The organism is Pseudomonas sp. 2848 (assembly GCF_003253945.1).
GTDB lineage: Bacteria > Pseudomonadota > Gammaproteobacteria > Pseudomonadales > Pseudomonadaceae > Aquipseudomonas.
In genome coordinates this window covers 114,569-133,480 of the sequence record NZ_QKZD01000002.1, presented here as the reverse complement: position 1 = coordinate 133,480, position 18,912 = coordinate 114,569, and the positions used below count along the sequence as shown (strand labels likewise).

Here is an 18,912-nt window from a genome sequence, read left to right as displayed (position 1 = left end):
GATGACAGCGCACTTGGGCAGGGCTGGGCCCTGGCACCACTGGGGCGGGTATTGGTGGGCTGGGCGGCATTGATGGGCACGGCCCAGGCCGCGCCCTATGTGGAGAGTGGCCGGCTGGGCGACGCCAGCAGCTGGCGCAGCAGCGAATTCAAGGCCGACTGGGGGCTGGGGGCGATCCATGCCGACAGCGCCTATGCCGCCGGCTACAGCGGCAAGGGGGTGAAGCTGGGAATCTTCGACCAGCCGGTGTATGCCCCGCACCCCGAGTTCGCCGGCAAGGACAAGATCGTGACCCTGGTCACCAGCGGCATCCGCCAGTACACCGACCCCTACATCCCGGTAAAGGCCGGTGATGCCTTCCGCTACGACGGCAGCCCGTCGGTAGGTTCGGATGGCAAGCTCGGCTCCCATGGCACCCACGTCGGCGGGATCGCCGCCGGCAACCGTGATGGCGTGGAGATGCATGGCGTGGCTTTCAATGCGCAGATCATCAGCGCCGACAACGGCGACCCCGGCCCCGAGGATGGCATTGTCCTGGGCAACGATGGCGCGGTGTACAAGGCCGGCTGGGACAGCCTGGTGGCCAGCGGCGCGCGGATCATCAACAACAGCTGGGGCATCGGCATCACCGATCGCTTCGCCAAGGGCGGGCGTAATCCGGACTTCCCGCATTTCACGGTGGATGATGCCCGGGCGCAGTTCGCGCAGATCCAGCCGCTTCTGGGCACCTTGCCTGGCGGCGCCTATGACGGCGCCATCGCCGCCGCCCGTAGCGGGGTGCTGACCATCTTCGCCGCCGGCAACGACTACAACCTGAACAATCCCGATGCGATTGCCGGGTTGGGCTATTTCGTACCGGAGATCGCTCCCAACTGGATGACCGTGGCGGCGTTGCAGCAGAACCCCGACACCAGCAGCGCCAACCCATACGTGATCAGCACGTTCTCTTCGCGCTGCGGCTATACCGCAAGCTTCTGCGTATCGGCCCCCGGCACCCGGATCTACAGCGCGGTGATTGGCGGTACCAGCCTGGAGGACCTGACCCAGGGTTACGCCAACAAGAACGGTACCTCCATGGCCGCGCCCCATGCTGCTGGCGCAGCGGCGGTACTGATGGAGCGTTTCCCCTATATGAGCGGCGCGCAGATCGCCAGCGTGCTGCGCACCACCGCAACCGACATGGGCGCGCCCGGTATCGATTCCTTGTATGGCTGGGGCATGATCAACCTGGACAAGGGGATCCGCGGCCCCGGCATGCTGGTTACCGAGCAGGACATTCCCGAGGAGTTGCGTATCGCTGGCGGCTACGGCCCAACCCAGTTCGTCGCTGACTTGCCGGGTGTCGGCGCCCTGGTGGATGCCGGCAGGCCTACTGAAAGGCGCTGCACCGACCTGAGTTGCGTGCTGGACCTGTGGAGCAACGACATCTCCGGGCATGGCGGCCTGACCAAGCAGGGCATCGGCACCCTGGTGCTCAGCGGTAACAACACCTACGCCGGGCCGACGCTGGTCAACCAGGGACGGCTGGCGGTCAATGGTTCGCTGCAGTCGACCGTGACGGTCAACGACGGCGGCGTGCTGGGCGGCAATGGCAGGATCGGTGCGCTGGTGGTCAACCGCGGCGGCGTGGTGGCGCCCGGTAACTCCATCGGCACCTTGCGCGTGGCTTCCGACGTGACCTTCCAGCCGGGCTCGACCTATGCGGTGGAGGTGGACAGCACCGGCAGCGACCGCCTGGCCAGCGATGGCCAGATAGCTGTGGGTGGCGCGAACCTGGCCCTGGACCTGCAGAACCCTGGCGTTTCGCTGCAGTCCCAGCAGGCCACCAGCCTGGTGGGGCGGCAGTTCGACATCCTCGATGCCGCAGGCGGCGTGCAAGGCAGTTTCGCCCAGGTGCAGTCCAACGCGTTGTTCCTCGGTGGGGGCTTGGCGTATACCGGCACTGGGGTGCGGCTGGCGGTAGAGCGTAATGCCACGTCGTTCGCCAGTGTCGGCCTGACCGCCAACCAGCGTTCGGTGGCCGCGGCGGCCGATCGGCTCGGCGCGGGCAACCCGGTCTACGAGAGCCTGCTGTTGTCGGGCGATGCCGGCAGTGCCCAGCAGGCGTTCGATCAACTGTCCGGGGAAATCCACCCGGCGGTGGGTAACCTGTTGCTCAACGACAGCCGCCAGTTGCGCGACGCCGTGGGCGAGCGTACCCGGCTACAGGGTGTGGAAGGCCAGGACAACGGCCTGTGGGTCAAGGCCCTGGGCGCCTGGGGCAAGGCCGACGGTGATTCCGGACATGCGCGCTATAGCAGTTCGATTGGCGGCATGCTGCTGGGGATCGACGGGCAGATGAGCGAGGACACCCGTGTCGGCGTCTTCACCGGCTACAGCGACAGCTCGCTGAGCATGGGCGATGGCCGTCATTCCTCGGCCAGCGTCGACAGCTACCACCTGGGTGCCTATGCCGGCAAGGAACTGGAGCAGCTGCGCCTGAGCGTGGGCGCCAGCCACAGCTGGCACCGTATCGAGACCAAGCGCGAACTGCAGTACAACGAGGTCAGCGATCGCCAGAAGAGCAAGCGTGATGCCCAGAGCACCCAGGTGTTCGGCGAGGCGGCCTGGAAGGTCGAACTGCCGAGCGTGGCGCTGGAGCCGTTCGCCAATCTGGCCTACGTGCATATCGCCAGCGACAGCTTCAGGGAGCATGGCGGCGCTGCCGCGCTGAAGGGTGGGCAGGATAACCGCGATGCCTGGCTCTCGACCTTGGGCATGCGGGCCGGCAAGCAATTGCAGTTGCCCAGCGGCCAGGCGGTTGAGCTTGCCGCCACTCTGGGCTGGCAGCACAACCTGAGTTCTACCGGGGCCGACCAGCACCTGGCGTTCGCGGGCCAGGGCGATACCTACAAGGTTCAGGCGCTGTCACTGGATCGTGATGCGGCAGTGGTCGGTGCACGGGTAGGGATTGCCCTGAGTCGCCAGGCCCGGGTCAACCTGGACTACAACGGACTGCTGGGTAGTCGCGACAAGAGCCACGGGGTCGGCCTGACCCTGGATTGGGCGTTCTGACGCCCCGTTTACCCTGGGAGAGACTGCAGAGCGCGAAACGCGACAGGTTAAATGCTCTGTTCAACGCTGCTCAGCCCCTGCGACGTTAATGTGCAGGGGCTTTTTATTGAATAGAATCCTTGTGACCTGAAGCAAAAAGCGCTGCGTCATGGCCTTTACAATTGGACCAAACAGCTCGATTAACCTGATAACACTGGATTCAGTTTTTCTAAGTGGTCTTTTTTGCTTTGATGTCTTATCGCCACTCGCGATAAAATACAAGGCGTTCTGGACAAAACCCAGCAGTTAACTACCCCTCATTTGAATGGTTATCCATCACCCTCATCAACTGGGTGTTATCAATACCACTTATAAAACGACCCTCCATTCGATAAATTTATCGTTGTGGTGCCCCCTGCCGAACGAAGTAGTAGCGCTGCTACCGCACGCAAGTTTTTGTTCAACTAACTGATCTGTTGAGTTTTTATTTATTTTTAGTAGGTGGCGATGTGATGGCCTTTTCCAGAACGCTCTCCCTTATGCACATTCAGTTGGCCACAGGCTGATGTCGTTATTTGATAGTCGGTCAGTGCGCCGTAGCAAAACGGTAAACATCTGTTTGTACGGTCTACCTGGCGACTGCCCCCGGCTTCGATGCTGGACAATGTAAACAGTGCCTGCTTAGGATTTTGCAGCTGATCGATTCAGCCGTTGTTGCCTATTGTCGAGTGGCCGTACAAGAGACGTACGCCGTTGCCCTGCTCAAGGAGAGAGACTGATGGTTTCCCAGGAAACGTCTACCCTGGCTGCCGCCGCCCTGAAGAAACTGGCCATGAACAAAGCGTGCAGGGAGGCGTTCAGTGAGGACGCCTTGTTCTTCAAGTTGTTCGAGCCTGCCGCGCAACGCTATTTTCTTGCGGCGAACCGGGAAGCCCTGCTGCCCAAATTGCAACTGCTCAACGGCAAGGGCTATGCGCTGAGCGTCGAGTACGTGGGCGAGGAGAATGCCGACCCGGCGGTGGTACAGCGTTTCGTCGATGAATACCTTGCTTCGATCCAGCCATTCGCCGAAGCGGGGCTCAGGCCCCAACTGAGCTTCGACCTCAGTGCCGTTGGCCTGGCGGTCTCCCAGGAGATGGCCTACAAGAATGCCTCCACCATCATTGCCGCTGCGGCGGAACATGATCTGCCGGTCATGATCAGCATGGAACACGCCTCGGCGGTGGATAGCATCCTCGAGGTATACGGCGAATTGGCGCCTGCCCACGCAAACGTTGGCGTGACCCTCCAAGCCTACTTGCACCGCACCCTCGACGACTTGCCGAAGGTCCTTGGTTACGGGCGCAAGGTCAGGTTGGTCAAGGGCGTGTACAACGAACCATTGGAAGTGGCACTGCCACGCGGCGACGCGCTGGATGAACGCTACCTGAACTTGTTGCGCAAAGTGCTGGACGCGGGCGTATCCGTCAGCTGCGCCACCCAGGATCCGGCGCTGATTCCGCGGATTCTGGCTGAGCCACGGCATGCCGCGAACTTGGAACTGGAGATGCTGCATGGTGTGCAACCGGCAGTGTTGCGCCGGGCCAGGGAGGCCGGAGTGCCTTGCCGTATCTATGCGGTGTACGGCGGTAGTTGGTACCTGCACTTCTTGCACCGTTTGGCGGAGTCGCCAATCGAGATCCTGGGGGCGCTGGCCGATTTCAGCGACCCTTCTCGCGTTGTATTTGGCGCCGATTACTAGACCGCCCTGCGGTTCCTATATCCGTTGACCTGCCTAAGTTTCAGCTGACGTTGGTTTCCCCTTCGTTGCTTCGCGCTTGAACGGCAATGTTTTGACAATAAACGTGAAAGTTTCACACGGTGTTCCGTGTGAACTAAAAGGCATGCCTTTCACATGACAATATCAGGGAGTAGACATGTTCATTGACCTCAGAAGCGATACTGTAACAAAGCCCACGGAGGGTATGCGCAAGGCAATCTACGAGGCCGAGGTCGGTGATGATTGCTTTGGGGAGGACCCCAGTGTCAGCGCGCTGGAAAGGTATTGTGCGGACTACTTCCAGAAGGAAGCCGCGCTGTTTACCACCGGTGGCACGTTGAGCAATCAATTGGCGATCAAGGCCATGACGCGGCCGGGCGACGAGATCTTCCTGGATGCGTCCTATCACATTAACTTCTATGAATCCGCTTCGACTTCGGCCTTCTCCGGGGTGAACTTTTCCCTGACCCAGCATGACGATGGCTTGTTCGATGTAGCGGACCTGGAGCGACTCCATGCCTCCAAATGCCGTTGGAGCCAGAACTATGCGACGCCTCGTGTCGTTGTGGTGGAAAACACCCTGGGTTGCAAAGGCGGCGGCATCTTTCCGCTCGAGCAGATGAACCAGGTGTTTGCCTATGCCCAGCGTATCGGCGCGTACCGCTACCTGGATGGCGCGCGCATCCTGCATGCGTCAATTGCTACCGGTATCGATGTGACGTCGTACACCGACAATGCCGACCTCTTGTCCATGTGCCTTTCCAAGGGCCTCGGTGCTCCGGTCGGTTCGATCATGATGGGGTCGCGCGAGCTTATCCAGCAGGCCAAGAAGTACCGCAAGTGGTTCGGCGGCGACCAACACCAGAGTGGAATGATGGCCGCGGCGGGTCTGTACGCCATGCGCAACAATATCGAGCGCCTGGCCGAGGACCACGAGCACGCGGCACTGTTGCATGCCCAGTTCACCGACGTGGACGAAGCGCGCTCGGGCTACAAAGGGACCAACATGGTCACCCTCGACATTTCGCGCCTTGGGGTTACGCCGATGCGCTTTGCCGAGCTGCTCAAGGAGCGTGGCGTGGGGGCGCTCCCCTACAACGACAAGGAAATCCGCCTCGTCCCCCACATCAATATCGACCGTGCCCAGATCATCAAGGCTGCAGAGCTGATCAAAGCACAGGTAGGTGAACTCGCCCATGCCAAGGAGGCCGTGAAATGATCTACAAGAAGAACGTGGTGCTGGTGGTGGATGCCTATTCCATCGGTAGCCTGATTGCCCCGGCATTCATTTCACGCGGCTACGAGTGCATTCATGTGCGTTCGACAGACAACGTCAATGCGTTCTACGAGTCGTGGTTCCGGGAAACGGACTTCATCGCCGATCTGCATTACCAGTCCGACGCAGCGCTCGATGAAGCGCTGAGTCAGTACAGCGTACAGTTCGTCCTGGCGGGATGCGAGTTTGGGGTCGAGCTGGCGGCTCACCTGGCGGCGCATTTCAATGTCGCACGCCACAACGATCCGGCGCACGCGATTCGCTGGAGGAACAAGTATGAAATGCACGAAGCCCTCAAGGGCGCGGGGGTGCGCTCCATCAAGCATTTCCGTTCGGCGGAGCTGGCCGAGATCCAGGCATGGATCGAACAGCAGGATCTCTTCCCCGTTGTATTGAAGCCCATCAACAGTGCGGGTTCCGACAATATCCATATTTGTACCAATGCCGACGAGGTGGCCCACGCCTTTGCGACCATCAAGTCCAGCCGCAACATTTTCCTGGCGCAGAACGAACAGGTTCTGGTGCAGCAGTATCTGGACAACTCCGATTTCTTCTCCGAACTGAAGTCGGACAAGGGCAGGGACGTCGATATCGAATACTGCGTCAACACGGTCAGCGTGGACGGCCAGCATTTCGTCAGTGAGATCATTCGCGTGTACCGCACCCGCATCGGTGCCGCGCCCGTGCATGACTACAACCAGCTGATGTGCCCGGTCGACAACCAGGACGTGTACCGCCGCTTGTCCGAGTATGTCTTCTCGGTGCTGGATGCCTTGGGCATCAAGCAAGGGGTCGGGCACAGCGAGCTGATGATCGTCAACGACGAGCCGGTTTTGCTCGAGACTGCCGCCCGCATGCCAGGAGGGATCGACCTGTCGGCCTATACCCGGGCCCTGGGGCACAACCAGCTCAATCTCTGGGTGGAGTCGCTGATCAATCCACAAGGCTTCCTGGAGTATCGGGCCCAACCCAGGAAGAAACTTTACTTCCACTCCAGCTGTGTCTTCCTCATTGCCCGGGCCAGCGGGACCATCAGGCAGCGCCCGGATATTTCGGTGTGGAAGCATATCCCTGGGTTGCACAGCATCAAGATCCAGCATGAAGGTGAGCTCAGCGAGACGAACTCGCTGGAGAACTCCCCAGGGCATGTCTTCATCCTGGACAAGGACCGCTCCTCGATTCAGGACAGCATCCAGCTGTTGCGTGAGGCCGAGCCGGCCATCTATCAGGGCATGCTGGCATGAAGCAGGGCGCTGCCGAGCTGACGCTGGCCGAGGGCAGGTTGTACACCCCGCCGGTGATGCTGCTGCTGTCGGCCACCTTCATCCTTACCCTGGCGCGGGCAATGACCCTGCCATACCTGGTGGTCTATTGCGCGGAGCGTTTCGGCCTGGGGGTGGCTGATGTCGGGCTGGCGCTGGGGCTGGCGCTGATGGCGAGCTCGCTCCTCAGCCTGTATGGCGGATTCCTGGTCGACCGGTTTTCCAGCTATCAGATCCTCCTGGTTGCCGGGAGCCTGTTCGCCCTGGCATTTGGCGTTGCCTTTCATACCGCCATGCTCGGCGTGTTCTTCCTGGCGATCGTGGTGGTGAACCTCGCCTATGCGGTCATCGATATCGCCGTCAAAGCCTGCATCGGCTCATTGGTGGTCGCACAGCGAAGAGGCGCGGTCTTTTCGGTGAAGTACACACTCACCAACATCGGCTTCGCCGCCGGACCGTTCCTTGGGGTTATGTTGGCCAAGGTAAGCCCCGGAGTGCCGTTTGCGGCCGCGGGGTTGGTAGGAGCGGTGTTCGTGCTGGCGTATGCGTTGCTTGGCGAAAAGTTATCCACACCTGGTACCAGTGTCCCTGCCGAGCAGGGGTTCCTCAAGGTGTTGGGGTATCTCTTCAAAGACTATCGCCTGGTGTGCTTCACCTTGGGTGGCCTGCTCAGCGTGATCGTGTTCGGCCAGTTCTCCGCCTATCTGTCCCAGTACCTGCTGGTCACCAGCAGTCCTGAGCGTACCTATCAGCTCATCAATTACCTGGTGACCACAAATGCCTGTGTGGTCATCGGCCTGCAGTACCTGGTGGGCTCGCGGATAAACCAGGGCAATCTGTTTCGCATGCTGTGCCTGGGAATGCTGTTTTTCCTGGTGGGATTGGTCGGCTTCAGCGTTGCCGAGCAAGTGCCGGTGTGGGTGATCGCGATGATCGTGTTCACGGTTGGCGAAATCATCATCATCCCCACCGAATACCTGTTCATCGACTACATCGCTCCTGCGCATCTGCGCGGCATCTACTACGGCGCGCAGAACCTGTCGAACCTGGGGGCGGCGCTGGGGCCGATGCTCTGCGGGCTGGCGCTTTCGCTGTATCAGCCACAGGTCATGTTTTATGTGCTGTGCCTGTGCGTGGTACTGGCGACGGGTTTCTACTACATGGGTTGCAAGGCCAAGGAGGGTGCGCATGATTCACTTTAATACCGCTGGCGCGGGGCTCCTGTCGGCGCGGGCAGTGGAGGCGATGCAGGGGTTTTTGCAACGCGAGCGCGATCAAGGTGGCTACGAGGCCGAACTGGCCAGCGCGCAGGTGCTGGAGCATGAGGTCTACCACAACATCGCGCGCCTTGTCGGAGCGCAGCCGGGCGACATCGCCCTGTTCGACAGCGCGACGAAGGCTTGGGTGACGGCGCTCGACGCACTGGATTGGCATGTCGGTGATCGTGTCCTGATAACGCCTTACGAGTATGCGGGCAATCTCATCGCCCTGGAGCACGTGCGCCAGCGCCATGGGGTGGTGATCGATGTCATCCCCTTGCTGGAAAATGGAGACCTCGATCTGGCCTGGCTGGCCGAGCATCTGCGCGACGACGTCAAGCTTGTCTCGATCGTCCACGTGCCGTCCTGCTGCGGCATCGTCAATGATGTGGAGGCAGTAGGCCGGCTGCTGCGCGGTCACCCTTGCGTCTTCTTCGTCGACGCCTGCCAGTCGCTGGGGATGTTGCCGATCGATGTCCAGGCCATCGGCTGCGATGTGCTAACGGCTGCCGGGCGCAAGTTTCTCTGTGGCCCCCGAGGTACCGGGTTTGCCTACTTGTCCGAGACGTTTCGCACTGTAGCGAGGCCGAGATTCACCGATCTGCACAGGGCGACCTTCAGTGTTGCCAATGGCGTCAGCCTGGATCAGCAGGATGCCCGCTGCTTTGAGTATGCAGAACGAAACAGCGCCGCGCTGGTAGGGCTGAATATCGCAGTGCAGGAGCGGCTGGCGGGGGGCTATGTCGATGATTGCGCGGCTTACCGGTTCCTTGTGCAGGCGCTCGAGGGCAATGCGCAGCTGCGCCTGATCGCTCCTGGGGCGCGTCAGCGAGGGATCGTGTCGTTTTTCCATGCAGGGGTTCCTGCACCTGAGGTGGTCAGCAGGCTTCGCTTCAATGGCATCAACTGTTGGGCAGGTTATGCCGCTCACACGCCGTACTTCATGAGTGACCGTGGGGGCCCGCGTTTTGTGCGTGTTTCGCTGGGATCCGCCAGCACCGTTTCACAGGCCGAACAGTTCGTGCACTTGCTGCGAAACATTCACCAGTAACGACTGTGGCGTGAGTGACACCGCCCTCGATGGCTGTCACCTGCAACTGGGCCCTATCTGCGCCTCGGCATCGGCTGGCGCCAGGAGCAAGGGGCCTTCCATCGCCTCGACTTAACGAACAGGGACTTTCGATGAACGATGTGAACCGATTCAAACCGTCCGCTGAAATCAAGGAGCGCTTGCGTCCTTTATACGAGAAGGACAACTGGCACTGGGCGCTTGCCCTTGCTCTGGATGTGGCCGTCATCGCGCTCGCGGTGTACCTGAGCCTGCAAAGCCCGTATTTCTATCCGCTGACCGTGCTGATGATCGGCTCACGTCAGCGCGCGCTCGCTTCGTTGTTGCACGAAGCGGCGCACATGACCTTGATGAGCCACAAAGTGCTCTGCCGGCTGATCGGCGAATACTTGCTTGCCTACCCGATCTTCCAGAACTACGAAGCGTATCGCCGCTCCCACGTGCAACTGCATCATCATCACCTGGGGGACCAGCACGCCGATCCCGACCACAGGTACTACATTGATTCCGGTCTGTATGCCGCAAGTGATCGGCTCGACTTTCTCCTGCGTCACCTGCTCAAGAGCATCACGCTGACCAACACCTCGCATTACTTCGTCTACCTGGTGAAAAACCGCGCTGGCGATGTCGTGGCCAAGCCGATGCAGGGCCTCAAACTGCTGGCCGTGCACCTGGTGATCCTGGCGCTGTTCTGGTACTCGGTGGGGCCTTGGGGCTACCTGCTGTTCTGGCTGGTGCCGTACTTCACCGCGTTTCAGGTGATCGGCTGGCTTTCCGAGATATCCGAGCACTTCGGTATGTTCGGGGTATACAAGGATGAAGTGAAGCTGACCCGCAATCGCTTCCCCAGCCTCATCGAGCGCGTGTTCATTGGCATGCATGGCGACAACTATCACCTTACGCACCACCTTTTTGCCGGCGTGCCCTTCTGGAACCTCAAGAAGGCGCACCTGGTACTGATGGACGATCCCAGCTACGCAGAGGCGAACCGTGGTTGTGGCGGAATCTTCACCGCCAAAGGCGAAGCCAGATCCAGCCTTGCCCAGATCTTCGATGCCTATAGAAGCGGTAAGATCAGCGCGGTAATGACCGCCGAGTGACCCGGCAGGGCCGATACGTTCCAATCTGGAACGTATCGGCCACTTGCTTGATTCGCCTTTCATCGAGTGTGTGCCTGGCTGTGTGGTTGTCATGGCATAGGTCATCTTTTCCGGACGGAATCTGCCTTACCTTCACGATCCTGCCTAAACAAGGACGACGAGGTAAACGCTGATGCTGGAAAGGAAACTCGATATTCAGCCAATGTCGGGCGCCGACCTGACGATTCATCTCAACGGTGCCCCGGTGCTTGCCGCTCCAGGTGAAACCGTACTGAGCGTCTTGAATGCCGTCGGGCTGCGCCAGGTGGCGCGCAACGATCATGGCCAGCTCAGCGGTGCCTATTGCGGCATGGGGGTCTGCCACTGCTGTCTGGTGCAGATCGACGGCCGACCCAAGCGTCGGGCTTGTCAGACTGTGGTCAAGCCGGGGATGAGCATCGAGACTGAAGTCAACCGAGTGCAAGAGGAGGTTCGCCCATGAGCCTTCGTCCTGTGATCGTCGGTGGCGGCTCGGCCGGCATGGGGGCGGCCATCGAGCTGGCCGAACATGGCGTGGATTGCCTGCTGTTCGATGAGGCCTCGCGCCCCGGTGGCGTGGTCTATCGTGGCCCGTTGCGCGCTGGCGTCGACCTGGGCTACCTGGGCCCGCGCTACACCAAGGCCCTGACCCGCCTGCACGAAGATTTTGCCGCCTGCGCCGAGCGCATCGACCTGCGCCTGAACCATCGCGTGGTGGGCGGTGACGACCAGCGGCTGATGGTGCTCGATAGCGATGAGCGCCTGCACGAGATCGACTATTCCCACCTGCTGCTGGCCGCCGGTTGCCATGAGCGCAACGTGCCGTTCCCCGGCTGGACCTTGCCGGGCGTGATCCTGCTCGGTGGCTTGCAATTGCAGATCAAGAGCGGTGTGGTCAAGCCGCTGGGCAGCACCCTGATTGCCGGTACCGGGCCCTTGCTGCCGCTGGTCGCGTGCCAGCTGCACGCTGCCGGTGCCAAGGTGGCGGGGGTGTACGAGGCCTGCTCGTTCAACCGCATCGCCAAGGAAAGCCTGGCGCTGATGAACAAGCCACAGCTGTTCCTCGACGGCTTGAGCATGCTCGCCTACATGAAGCTCAACGGCATCCCCATGCACTATGGCTGGGGCGTGGTGGGCGCCACCGGGGAGGGCGAACTGCAGGAAGTCGAGGTCGCCCCCTATACCCAAGACTGGCAGCCGGACATGACCCGTGTCCAGCGCGAGTCGGTACGGACCTTGGCTGTGGGCTATGGCTTCATCCCACGTACCCAGCTCAGCCAGCAACTGGGCCTGGCCCATGGCTTCAGCGAGGACGGCTACCTGCGCGCAGAATGCAACGTGTGGCAGCAAAGCAGCCAACCGAACATTCACCTGGCGGGCGACATGGCCGGGATCCGCGGTGGCGAGGCGGCCATGCTGACCGGACGCATCGCCGCGGTTTCGATGCTCCAGCAGATGGGCAAGCTCGATGCCGAGCAGGCGATCGAGCGTCGTGAGCGCTACCTGGGCAAGCTGGCGGCGATCAAGCGCTTCCGTTCCGGGGTGGAGCGCTACACCGCCCGCGGCGCAGCGCAAGTCGAACTGCCCCAGGCCGATACGGTGATCTGCCGTTGCGAACACGTGACTCGCGAGCAGATCGATCTGGCCCTGGAGCAGGGTGTGCAAGACATGGTCAGCCTGAAGATGCGCACCCGGGTGAGCATGGGCGACTGCCAGGGGCGCATGTGCGTCGGTTACTGCAGCGACCGTCTGCGCAGCGCCACCGGGCGCAAGGACGTGGGTTGGCTGCGCCCGCGCTTCCCGGTGGACCCGATCCCGTTTTCCGCATTCGAACAACTCGGCACGGAGGCCTGAACATGAACAAGCACTACGACATCATCATCGCCGGTGGTGGAGTGATCGGCGCGTCCTGCGCCTACCAGCTGTCCAAGCGCAGCAACCTGAAGATCGCCCTTATCGACTGCAAGCGCCCGGGCAATGCCACCCGCGCCTCGGCCGGCGGCCTGTGGGCCATCGGTGAATCGGTGGGGCTGGGCTGCGGGGTGATCTTTTTTCGCATGATGTCCTCGCGCAGCAAGCGCGAGGCCAACGGCGCGGCGGTGGTGGTCGATTCGAGCACACCGCATATCCTGCCGGAATGCTTCTTCGACTTCGCCTTGCAGTCCAACGCGATTTATCCACAGCTGCACCAGGAACTGATCGAACGCCACGGCATGGACTTCAAGTTCGAGCGCACAGGGCTCAAGTACATCATCCAGGATGAAGAAGACCAGTTGTACGCCGAGCACATCGTCAAGCAGATCCCGCACCTGGCCGACCAGGTGCGCTGGCTCGACCGCGACGCGCTGCGCGCTTCGGAGCCGGCGGTAACGCTCAAGGCCAATGGCGCGCTGGAGTTTCTCTGCGATCACCAGGTCAGCCCGTTCCGCCTGGGTGATGCGTTCATGGAGGCGGCGCGGCAGAACGGCGTCGACCTGTACCCGAACGTGAACATCACCGGCGTGCTGCATGAAGGCACCCGGATCAAGGGCGTGCGCACCGCCGAGGCTGGTGAGTTCCATTGCGGCACATTGATCAATGCCGCTGGCGCCTGGGCGGCGGAATTGAGCGAGTGGGCCACCGGGGAGAGCATTCCGGTCAAGCCGGTGAAAGGCCAGATCGTGCTGACCGAGCGTCTGCCCAAGCTGCTCGATGGCTGCATCACCACCAGCGATTGCTACATGGCACAGAAGGACAACGGCGAGATCCTGATCGGCAGTACCACCGAGGAGAAGGGCTTTGATGTCACCAATACCTTCCCGGAGATCAACGGCTTGGTGCAGGGGGCGATCCGCTGCGTGCCACAGCTGGCGCAGGTGAACCTCAAGCGCACTTGGGCCGGCCTGCGGCCTGGGTCACCGGACGAGCTGCCGATTCTCGGGCCTGTGGATAATGTCCAAGGGTATTTCAACGCCTGTGGACATTTCCGTACCGGGATTCTGACCTCGGCGATTACTGGCGTGCTGCTGGACAAGGTTGTCCACAATGAGGCGCTGCCGCTGGATATCACGCCATTCCTGGCGTCGCGCTTCCACAGCGCTGGGGATAAACAGCGGGCCCATGGCTAAGTGGGCTTTGCCCCGCGATCGCGTTGGCAGGCATGACGCAATCGCGGGGCAAGCCCGCTCCCACGGGCGGTGCTGAAAGGTCCGGTCAGATCTGCATCGCCATCCCTTCCACATTCATCGCCGCCTGGCGCAGGGCCTCGGAGCGGGTCGGGTGCGGGTGGCAGGTGAGGGCGATGTCCTCGGCCGAGGCCGAGAACTCCATAGCCACGCAGAACTCGCCGATCATCTCGCTCACGCTTGGGCCGACCAGGTGCACGCCCAGCACCTCATCGGTCTCGGCATCGGCGATGACTTTGGCGAAGCCCTCGGTCTCATGGTTGATCTTGGCGCGGCTGTTGGCGGTGAAGGGGAACTTGCCGACCTTGTAGGCCCGCCCTTCGGCTTTGAGCTGCTCTTCGGTCTTGCCGACGCTGGCCAGTTCCGGGCGGGTGTAGATGACGCCCGGGATGAGGTTGTAGTTGACCTCATGGGCCTTGCCAGCGATGCGCTCGATGCACGACACCGCTTCGTCCTCGGCCTTGTGTGCCAGCATCGGTCCGGAGGTGACGTCGCCGATCACCCAGATGCCAGGCACCGCGCTGCGGTGATGGTCGTTGGCGAGCATGCCGCGCTTGTCGGTTTCCAGCCCGGCGCTTTCCAGGTTCAGGCCTTGGGTAAAAGGACGGCGGCCGATAGCTACCAGCACGTAGTCGGCCTGCAGGGTTTCGGCGGTACCACCGGCAGCGGGTTCCAGGGTCAGTGTGACGCCGTCGGCCGCGGCAGTGGCCTGGGTCACCTTGCTGCCCAGCTTGAAGGCCATGCCTTGCTTGGCCAAGGCTTTCTGCAGGGTCTTGGCGGTTTCTTCGTCGGTGCCAGGGCAGATGCGGTCCAGGTATTCGATCACCGTCACTTCGGCGCCCAGGCGACGCCATACCGAACCCAGCTCCAGGCCGATCACCCCGGCGCCGATGACGATCAGGTGCTTGGGCACCTGGGGCAGCGACAGGGCGCCGGTGGAGTCGATGATGCGCTGGTTGTCGATGGTCACGCCAGGCAGCGGCGTGGGTTCCGAGCCGGTGGCGATGACGATGTCCTTGGCCTGCAGGGTGGTTTCGCTGCCGTCCTCGGCCTTGACGATCACCTTGCCAACCCCGTCCAGGCGGCCCCAGCCCTTGATCCAGTCAACCTTGTTCTTGCGGAACAGGTATTCGATGCCCTTGGTCAGGCCCGTCACGCTTTCATCTTTCTGCTTCATCATCTGGCCCAGGTTGAGGGTCGGCTTGACCTCGATCCCCAGATGGGCGAACTCAGCGCCACTGGCTGCCTCATACAACTCGGAAGCGTGCAGCAATGCCTTGGAAGGCATGCAACCGACGTTCAGGCAGGTGCCGCCCAAGGTCGAGCGACCCTCGACACAGGCCACGCTCAGGCCCAGCTGGCCCGCGCGGATCGCTGCGTTGTAGCCGCCGGGGCCGCCGCCGATGATCACCACGTCATAGGATTTCATGGGTTTCGTTACTCCGAGAGTGTGAGGAAGCGAAGAGGGCACAAGGTTAATCTGAGCAGGCATGATTGTATACAATCTGCTGAATAGGCTGCGCCAGATAGTTCTAGACTATGGTCGTGATTACCGGAAACTTCGTACGAATGAACTACCCTGATGCGGTGGCGTCCGACACATTAAGGCGTGGCGTCCCGTATCAACGAAAGGGAGGGTCATGAATGCTTGCGCAACTTCCACCTGCGTTGCAGAGCTTGCACTTACCTTTGCGCGTCAAGCTGTGGGACGGCAACCAGTTCGATCTGGGGCCGAGCCCGCAAGTCACCATCGTGGTCAAGGAACCCCAGCTCATTACCCAGCTCACCCATCCCAACCTCAATGAGCTGGGATCGGCCTTCGTCGAGGGCAAGCTGGAGCTGGAAGGCGATATAGGCGAAGTCATCCGGGTTTGCGACGAACTCAGCGATGCCTTGCTTCAGGATGAAGATGAGGCCGTGCCGGCACGCACTGCTCATGACAAGGCCACCGATGCCGAAGCGATTTCCTATCACTACGACCTGTCCAACGAGTTCTACCAATTGTGGCTCGATCCGGACATGGTCTATTCCTGTGCCTATTTCAAGGAGCCGGACAATGCCCTGGCCCCGGCTCAGCAGGACAAGTTCGACCACTTGTGCCGCAAGCTGCGCCTGCAGGCTGGCGATTACCTGCTGGATGTCGGTTGTGGCTGGGGCGGGCTGGCGCGATTCGCCGCTCGCGAGTACGGCGCCAAGGTGTTCGGCATCACCCTGAGCAAGGAGCAGCTGAAGCTGGGCCGCGAGCGGGTGAAGGAGGAGGGCCTGGCTGACAAGGTCGACCTGCAGATCCTCGACTACCGCGACCTGCCCCAGGATGGCCGCTTCGACAAGGTGGTCAGCGTCGGCATGTTCGAGCATGTCGGCCACGCCAATCTCGAGCTGTACTGCAAGCGGCTGTTCGGTGCGGTGCGCGAAGGTGGCCTGGTGATGAACCATGGCATCACGGCCAAGCATGTCGATGGCCGCCCCGTCGGTCGCGGCGCGGGCGACTTCATCGACCGTTACGTGTTCCCCCATGGCGAGCTGCCGCACATCTCGATGATCACTGCACGGATTTGCGAAGCGGGCCTGGAGGTGGTCGACATCGAGAGCCTGCGGCTGCACTACGCCAAGACCCTCAACCACTGGAGCGAGAACCTCGAGAACCAGCTGCATCGCGCCGCCGCGCTGGTGCCGGAGAAGACCTTGCGTATCTGGCGCCTGTACCTGGCCGGTTGTGCCTATGCCTTCACAAAGGGCTGGATCAACCTCCATCAGATTCTCGCAGTGAAGCCTTACGCCGACGGTCACCACGACCTGCCATGGACCCGTGAGGACCTGTATCGCTGACCTGTACAGCGGCGTGCTTGTCCGGCACGCCGCTGCGCGCTACAGGATCGGTGAAATCAGGCGTGCGATGCGCATCCCCAACTGCTGCAGACGATGGGTGTCGCGGCTGTCTTCAGCGGTGATCTCCCTGGCCTGCTCGAAATCATTCACCAGCATGTGCTCGACCTGATCGGCAAAGGCGCGATCCACCGTGAGCAAGGTGATCTCGAAATTCAGCCGGAACGACCGGTTGTCGAGGTTGGCGCTACCGATGGCACTGACCTCATCGTCCACCAGCACCACCTTCTGGTGCAGGAAGCCCGGTTGATAGCGGAACATGCGCACCCCGGCGCGAACCGCTTCGAAGGCGAACAGGCTGGAGGCGGCGTAGACGATCCGGTGATCGGGACGTGAGGGAATCAGGATACGTACGTCGACGCCCCTCAGTACCGCCAGGCGCAGGGCGGCGAAGATGGCTTCGTCGGGAATGAAGTAGGGGCTGGTGATCCATACCCGGCTGCTTGCCGAGTGAATCGCCTCTAGGAAGAACAGCGCGCAGGTTTCCTGGGGGTCGGCCGGTCCGCTGGCCAGTGCCTGGCACAGCACGCCATCCTCGGGGTAGGCATCAGGCAGGATCAGCGGCGGGAGCTGGCGCGTGGCCCAGTACCAGTCCTCGGCGAAGGACTCCTGCAGGCAGGCCAGCACCGGGCCGCTTATCTGCACGTGGGTATCGCGCCACGGCGAGAGCTTGGGGTGTGCCCCGAGGTATTCGTCGCCCACGTTGTGGCCGCCGAGAAAACCTTGCAGGCCATCGACCACCACGATCTTGCGATGGTTGCGAAAGTTGACCTGGAAACGGTTGAACCAGCCGCGCCGTGTGGCGAACGCTTGGATCTGCACGCCACCGTCACGCAGCACCTGGCTGTAGCTGCCCGGCAGCGCGTGACTGCCGACGCGGTCGTAGAGCACGAACACCCGTACACCTTCGGCGGCCTTGCGCAGCAATAGCTGCTGCAGCTCCTTGCCCAGGGCATCGTCGTGGATGATGAAGAACTGCACCAGCACGGTGTCCCGCGCCATGCGGATGGCGGAAAAGATCGCCTCGAACGTGGCCGAGCCATCGATCAGCAGTTTCACTTCGTTGTTGGCCAGGCATGGCATGCGCCCGAGCCTGGGCATGGCGCGCAGGGCGGCATAGCCGCCCGACTCCCGGGCGGTCAGTGCTTCCTCCACCCATGGGCGCCAGTTCAGGTTGGCCATGGCCACATGCATTTCCTGGTTGGCCTGACGCCGCGCCTGGATATACGCATAGAAGGAGCGGGCGCCGAATACCAGGTAGGGGATGAGGGTGAGGTAGGGGATGAACAGCAGCGACATGGCCCAGGCAATCGCACCTTGGGCGGTGCGTACGGTGAACACCGCATGGAGCGCGGCGGCCAGGCCGAGCAGGTGAATCAGACCGAGCACGTAACCGAAAAAGTAGGGGCTGTGGTAATCCATACGCATCCTGCTTGCCGAGAGCACTGCTGCTAACAGACCACGTTCGAGGGGGCCACTGCAACCCGCAGGCGAATTCGGCGTCTAAAGGCTCAGTCCGGCCAGAGCCGGTATTTCGAGGAGCTTTCATCCATGAAGATTCGTCTGCCACTGCTCGCCCTGGTACTGGGGTTGGGCAGCCCGCTGGTTCACGCGCAGATGTTGCAACCCGGCTTGTGGGAGTTGACCACCAGCAACATGCAGGTCGATGGCAAGCCGTTGCCAGACATGGAGTTCATGCTCGGCCAGTTGAAGAACCTGCCGCCCGAGCAACGGGCGATGATGGAAGGTGCCCTGGCCAAGCAGGGCATCACCGTGGGCGGCAAGGGTGTGCGTTCGTGCCTGACACCCGAGCAGGTCAAGACCAACGACATTCCGCTGCAGGACCCGCAATCGGGCTGTACGCAGAAGATCACCGAGCGCAATGGCAATGTCTGGAAGTTCCAGTTCAGCTGCCCGAAAGCCCAGGGCAACGGCCAAGCCACCTTCCTCAGCGACCGTGAGTTTGTTACCAAGGTCAACGGCACATTCAATGCGTCCGGCGTTCAGCAACAGGGCAGCATGGATACCCGGGCGGTCTGGCTGGGTAACGAGTGTGGAACAGTGAAGCCACGCAGTTGAAGTAGCG

14 protein-coding genes are annotated in these 18,912 nt (G+C 61.7%); 12 read left to right on the top strand and 2 right to left on the bottom strand.

Going from position 1 to position 18,912, the window contains the following annotated elements:
• Positions 1 to 72 precede the first annotated feature (72 nt).
• The 10 genes from DFS21_RS04540 to hcnC all read left to right on the top strand — a co-directional run bounded on the left by DFS21_RS04540 (position 73) and on the right by hcnC (position 13,883).
• Positions 73 to 3,054: an autotransporter domain-containing protein gene (locus DFS21_RS04540; RefSeq protein ID WP_256591257.1), complete on the top strand. Its 2,982-nt coding sequence runs from the start codon at positions 73 to 75 to the stop codon at positions 3,052 to 3,054.
• A 757-nt stretch (positions 3,055 to 3,811) separates the two neighbouring features.
• A complete protein-coding gene (locus DFS21_RS04535) occupies positions 3,812 to 4,774 on the top strand; it encodes a proline dehydrogenase family protein (RefSeq protein ID WP_111531916.1) in 963 nt (320 codons plus the stop codon).
• A gap of 175 nt (positions 4,775 to 4,949) precedes the next feature.
• Complete coding sequence (locus tag DFS21_RS04530; protein ID WP_111531915.1) at positions 4,950 to 6,011, top strand: low specificity L-threonine aldolase; 1,062 nt, start codon at positions 4,950 to 4,952, stop codon at positions 6,009 to 6,011.
• Entirely contained in the window at positions 6,008 to 7,312 is a 1,305-nt protein-coding gene (locus DFS21_RS04525; RefSeq protein WP_111531914.1) for an ATP-grasp domain-containing protein, read from the top strand. The genes DFS21_RS04530 and DFS21_RS04525 overlap by 4 nt, the downstream gene beginning before the upstream one ends.
• Before the next feature lie 38 nt (positions 7,313 to 7,350).
• Positions 7,351 to 8,532, top strand: a complete 1,182-nt coding sequence (locus DFS21_RS04520) for an MFS transporter (protein WP_256591233.1) — start codon at positions 7,351 to 7,353, stop codon at positions 8,530 to 8,532.
• On the top strand, positions 8,519 to 9,640 hold the full coding sequence (locus DFS21_RS04515) for an aminotransferase class V-fold PLP-dependent enzyme (RefSeq protein ID WP_158539544.1): 1,122 nt from the start codon (positions 8,519 to 8,521) through the stop codon (positions 9,638 to 9,640). The genes DFS21_RS04520 and DFS21_RS04515 overlap by 14 nt, the downstream gene beginning before the upstream one ends.
• 131 nt (positions 9,641 to 9,771) lie before the next feature.
• Positions 9,772 to 10,758 carry a guanitoxin biosynthesis L-arginine gamma (S) hydroxylase gene (gntB, locus tag DFS21_RS04510; RefSeq protein ID WP_110696854.1) on the top strand — a complete coding sequence of 329 codons (987 nt, stop codon included), beginning with the start codon at positions 9,772 to 9,774 and terminating at the stop codon, positions 10,756 to 10,758.
• A gap of 172 nt (positions 10,759 to 10,930) precedes the next feature.
• Complete coding sequence (gene hcnA, locus DFS21_RS04505; RefSeq protein WP_111531911.1) at positions 10,931 to 11,239, top strand: cyanide-forming glycine dehydrogenase subunit HcnA; 309 nt, start codon at positions 10,931 to 10,933, stop codon at positions 11,237 to 11,239.
• Positions 11,236 to 12,630, top strand: coding sequence for a cyanide-forming glycine dehydrogenase subunit HcnB (gene hcnB / locus DFS21_RS04500; protein WP_111531910.1), 1,395 nt, complete (start codon positions 11,236 to 11,238; stop codon positions 12,628 to 12,630). The genes hcnA and hcnB overlap by 4 nt, the downstream gene beginning before the upstream one ends.
• A 2-nt stretch (positions 12,631 to 12,632) precedes the next feature.
• Complete coding sequence (hcnC, locus tag DFS21_RS04495; protein ID WP_102683401.1) at positions 12,633 to 13,883, top strand: cyanide-forming glycine dehydrogenase subunit HcnC; 1,251 nt, start codon at positions 12,633 to 12,635, stop codon at positions 13,881 to 13,883.
• A gap of 85 nt (positions 13,884 to 13,968) precedes the next feature.
• Here the strand turns inward: hcnC and lpdA are convergent, their stop codons facing one another.
• Entirely contained in the window at positions 13,969 to 15,369 is a 1,401-nt protein-coding gene (lpdA, locus tag DFS21_RS04490; protein WP_110696845.1) for a dihydrolipoyl dehydrogenase, read from the bottom strand.
• A 215-nt stretch (positions 15,370 to 15,584) separates the two neighbouring features.
• Here lpdA and cfaB point away from each other — a divergent pair, with 215 nt between their 5' ends.
• On the top strand, positions 15,585 to 16,769 hold the full coding sequence (gene cfaB / locus DFS21_RS04485; RefSeq protein WP_110696843.1) for a C17 cyclopropane fatty acid synthase CfaB: 1,185 nt from the start codon (positions 15,585 to 15,587) through the stop codon (positions 16,767 to 16,769).
• A gap of 39 nt (positions 16,770 to 16,808) precedes the next feature.
• On the opposite strand, the gene cls is transcribed toward cfaB, so the two are convergent.
• Positions 16,809 to 18,248: a cardiolipin synthase gene (cls, locus tag DFS21_RS04480; protein ID WP_110696842.1), complete on the bottom strand. Its 1,440-nt coding sequence runs from the start codon at positions 18,246 to 18,248 to the stop codon at positions 16,809 to 16,811.
• 129 nt (positions 18,249 to 18,377) lie between these two features.
• Here cls and DFS21_RS04475 point away from each other — a divergent pair, with 129 nt between their 5' ends.
• Positions 18,378 to 18,905 (top strand): DUF3617 domain-containing protein, encoded by a 528-nt coding sequence (locus DFS21_RS04475; RefSeq protein ID WP_110696840.1) that lies wholly within the window; start codon positions 18,378 to 18,380, stop codon positions 18,903 to 18,905.
• Positions 18,906 to 18,912: the final 7 nt, after the last annotated feature.

What these genes read in the sequence shown, in the direction of transcription:
- DFS21_RS04540 (WP_256591257.1), top strand. Translation starts at nt 73, where the DNA reads ATGGGCACGGCCCAGGCCGCGCCCTATGTGGAGAGTGGCCGGCTGGGC.
- DFS21_RS04535 (WP_111531916.1), top strand. Translation starts at nt 3,812, where the DNA reads ATGGTTTCCCAGGAAACGTCTACCCTGGCTGCCGCCGCCCTGAAGAAA.
- DFS21_RS04530 (WP_111531915.1), top strand. Translation starts at nt 4,950, where the DNA reads ATGTTCATTGACCTCAGAAGCGATACTGTAACAAAGCCCACGGAGGGT.
- DFS21_RS04525 (WP_111531914.1), top strand. Translation starts at nt 6,008, where the DNA reads ATGATCTACAAGAAGAACGTGGTGCTGGTGGTGGATGCCTATTCCATC.
- DFS21_RS04515 (WP_158539544.1), top strand. Translation starts at nt 8,519, where the DNA reads ATGATTCACTTTAATACCGCTGGCGCGGGGCTCCTGTCGGCGCGGGCA.
- gntB (WP_110696854.1), top strand. Translation starts at nt 9,772, where the DNA reads ATGAACGATGTGAACCGATTCAAACCGTCCGCTGAAATCAAGGAGCGC.
- hcnA (WP_111531911.1), top strand. Translation starts at nt 10,931, where the DNA reads ATGCTGGAAAGGAAACTCGATATTCAGCCAATGTCGGGCGCCGACCTG.
- hcnB (WP_111531910.1), top strand. Translation starts at nt 11,236, where the DNA reads ATGAGCCTTCGTCCTGTGATCGTCGGTGGCGGCTCGGCCGGCATGGGG.
- hcnC (WP_102683401.1), top strand. Translation starts at nt 12,633, where the DNA reads ATGAACAAGCACTACGACATCATCATCGCCGGTGGTGGAGTGATCGGC.
- lpdA (WP_110696845.1), bottom strand. Translation starts at nt 15,369, where the DNA reads ATGAAATCCTATGACGTGGTGATCATCGGCGGCGGCCCCGGCGGCTAC.
- cfaB (WP_110696843.1), top strand. Translation starts at nt 15,585, where the DNA reads ATGCTTGCGCAACTTCCACCTGCGTTGCAGAGCTTGCACTTACCTTTG.
- cls (WP_110696842.1), bottom strand. Translation starts at nt 18,248, where the DNA reads ATGGATTACCACAGCCCCTACTTTTTCGGTTACGTGCTCGGTCTGATT.
- DFS21_RS04475 (WP_110696840.1), top strand. Translation starts at nt 18,378, where the DNA reads ATGAAGATTCGTCTGCCACTGCTCGCCCTGGTACTGGGGTTGGGCAGC.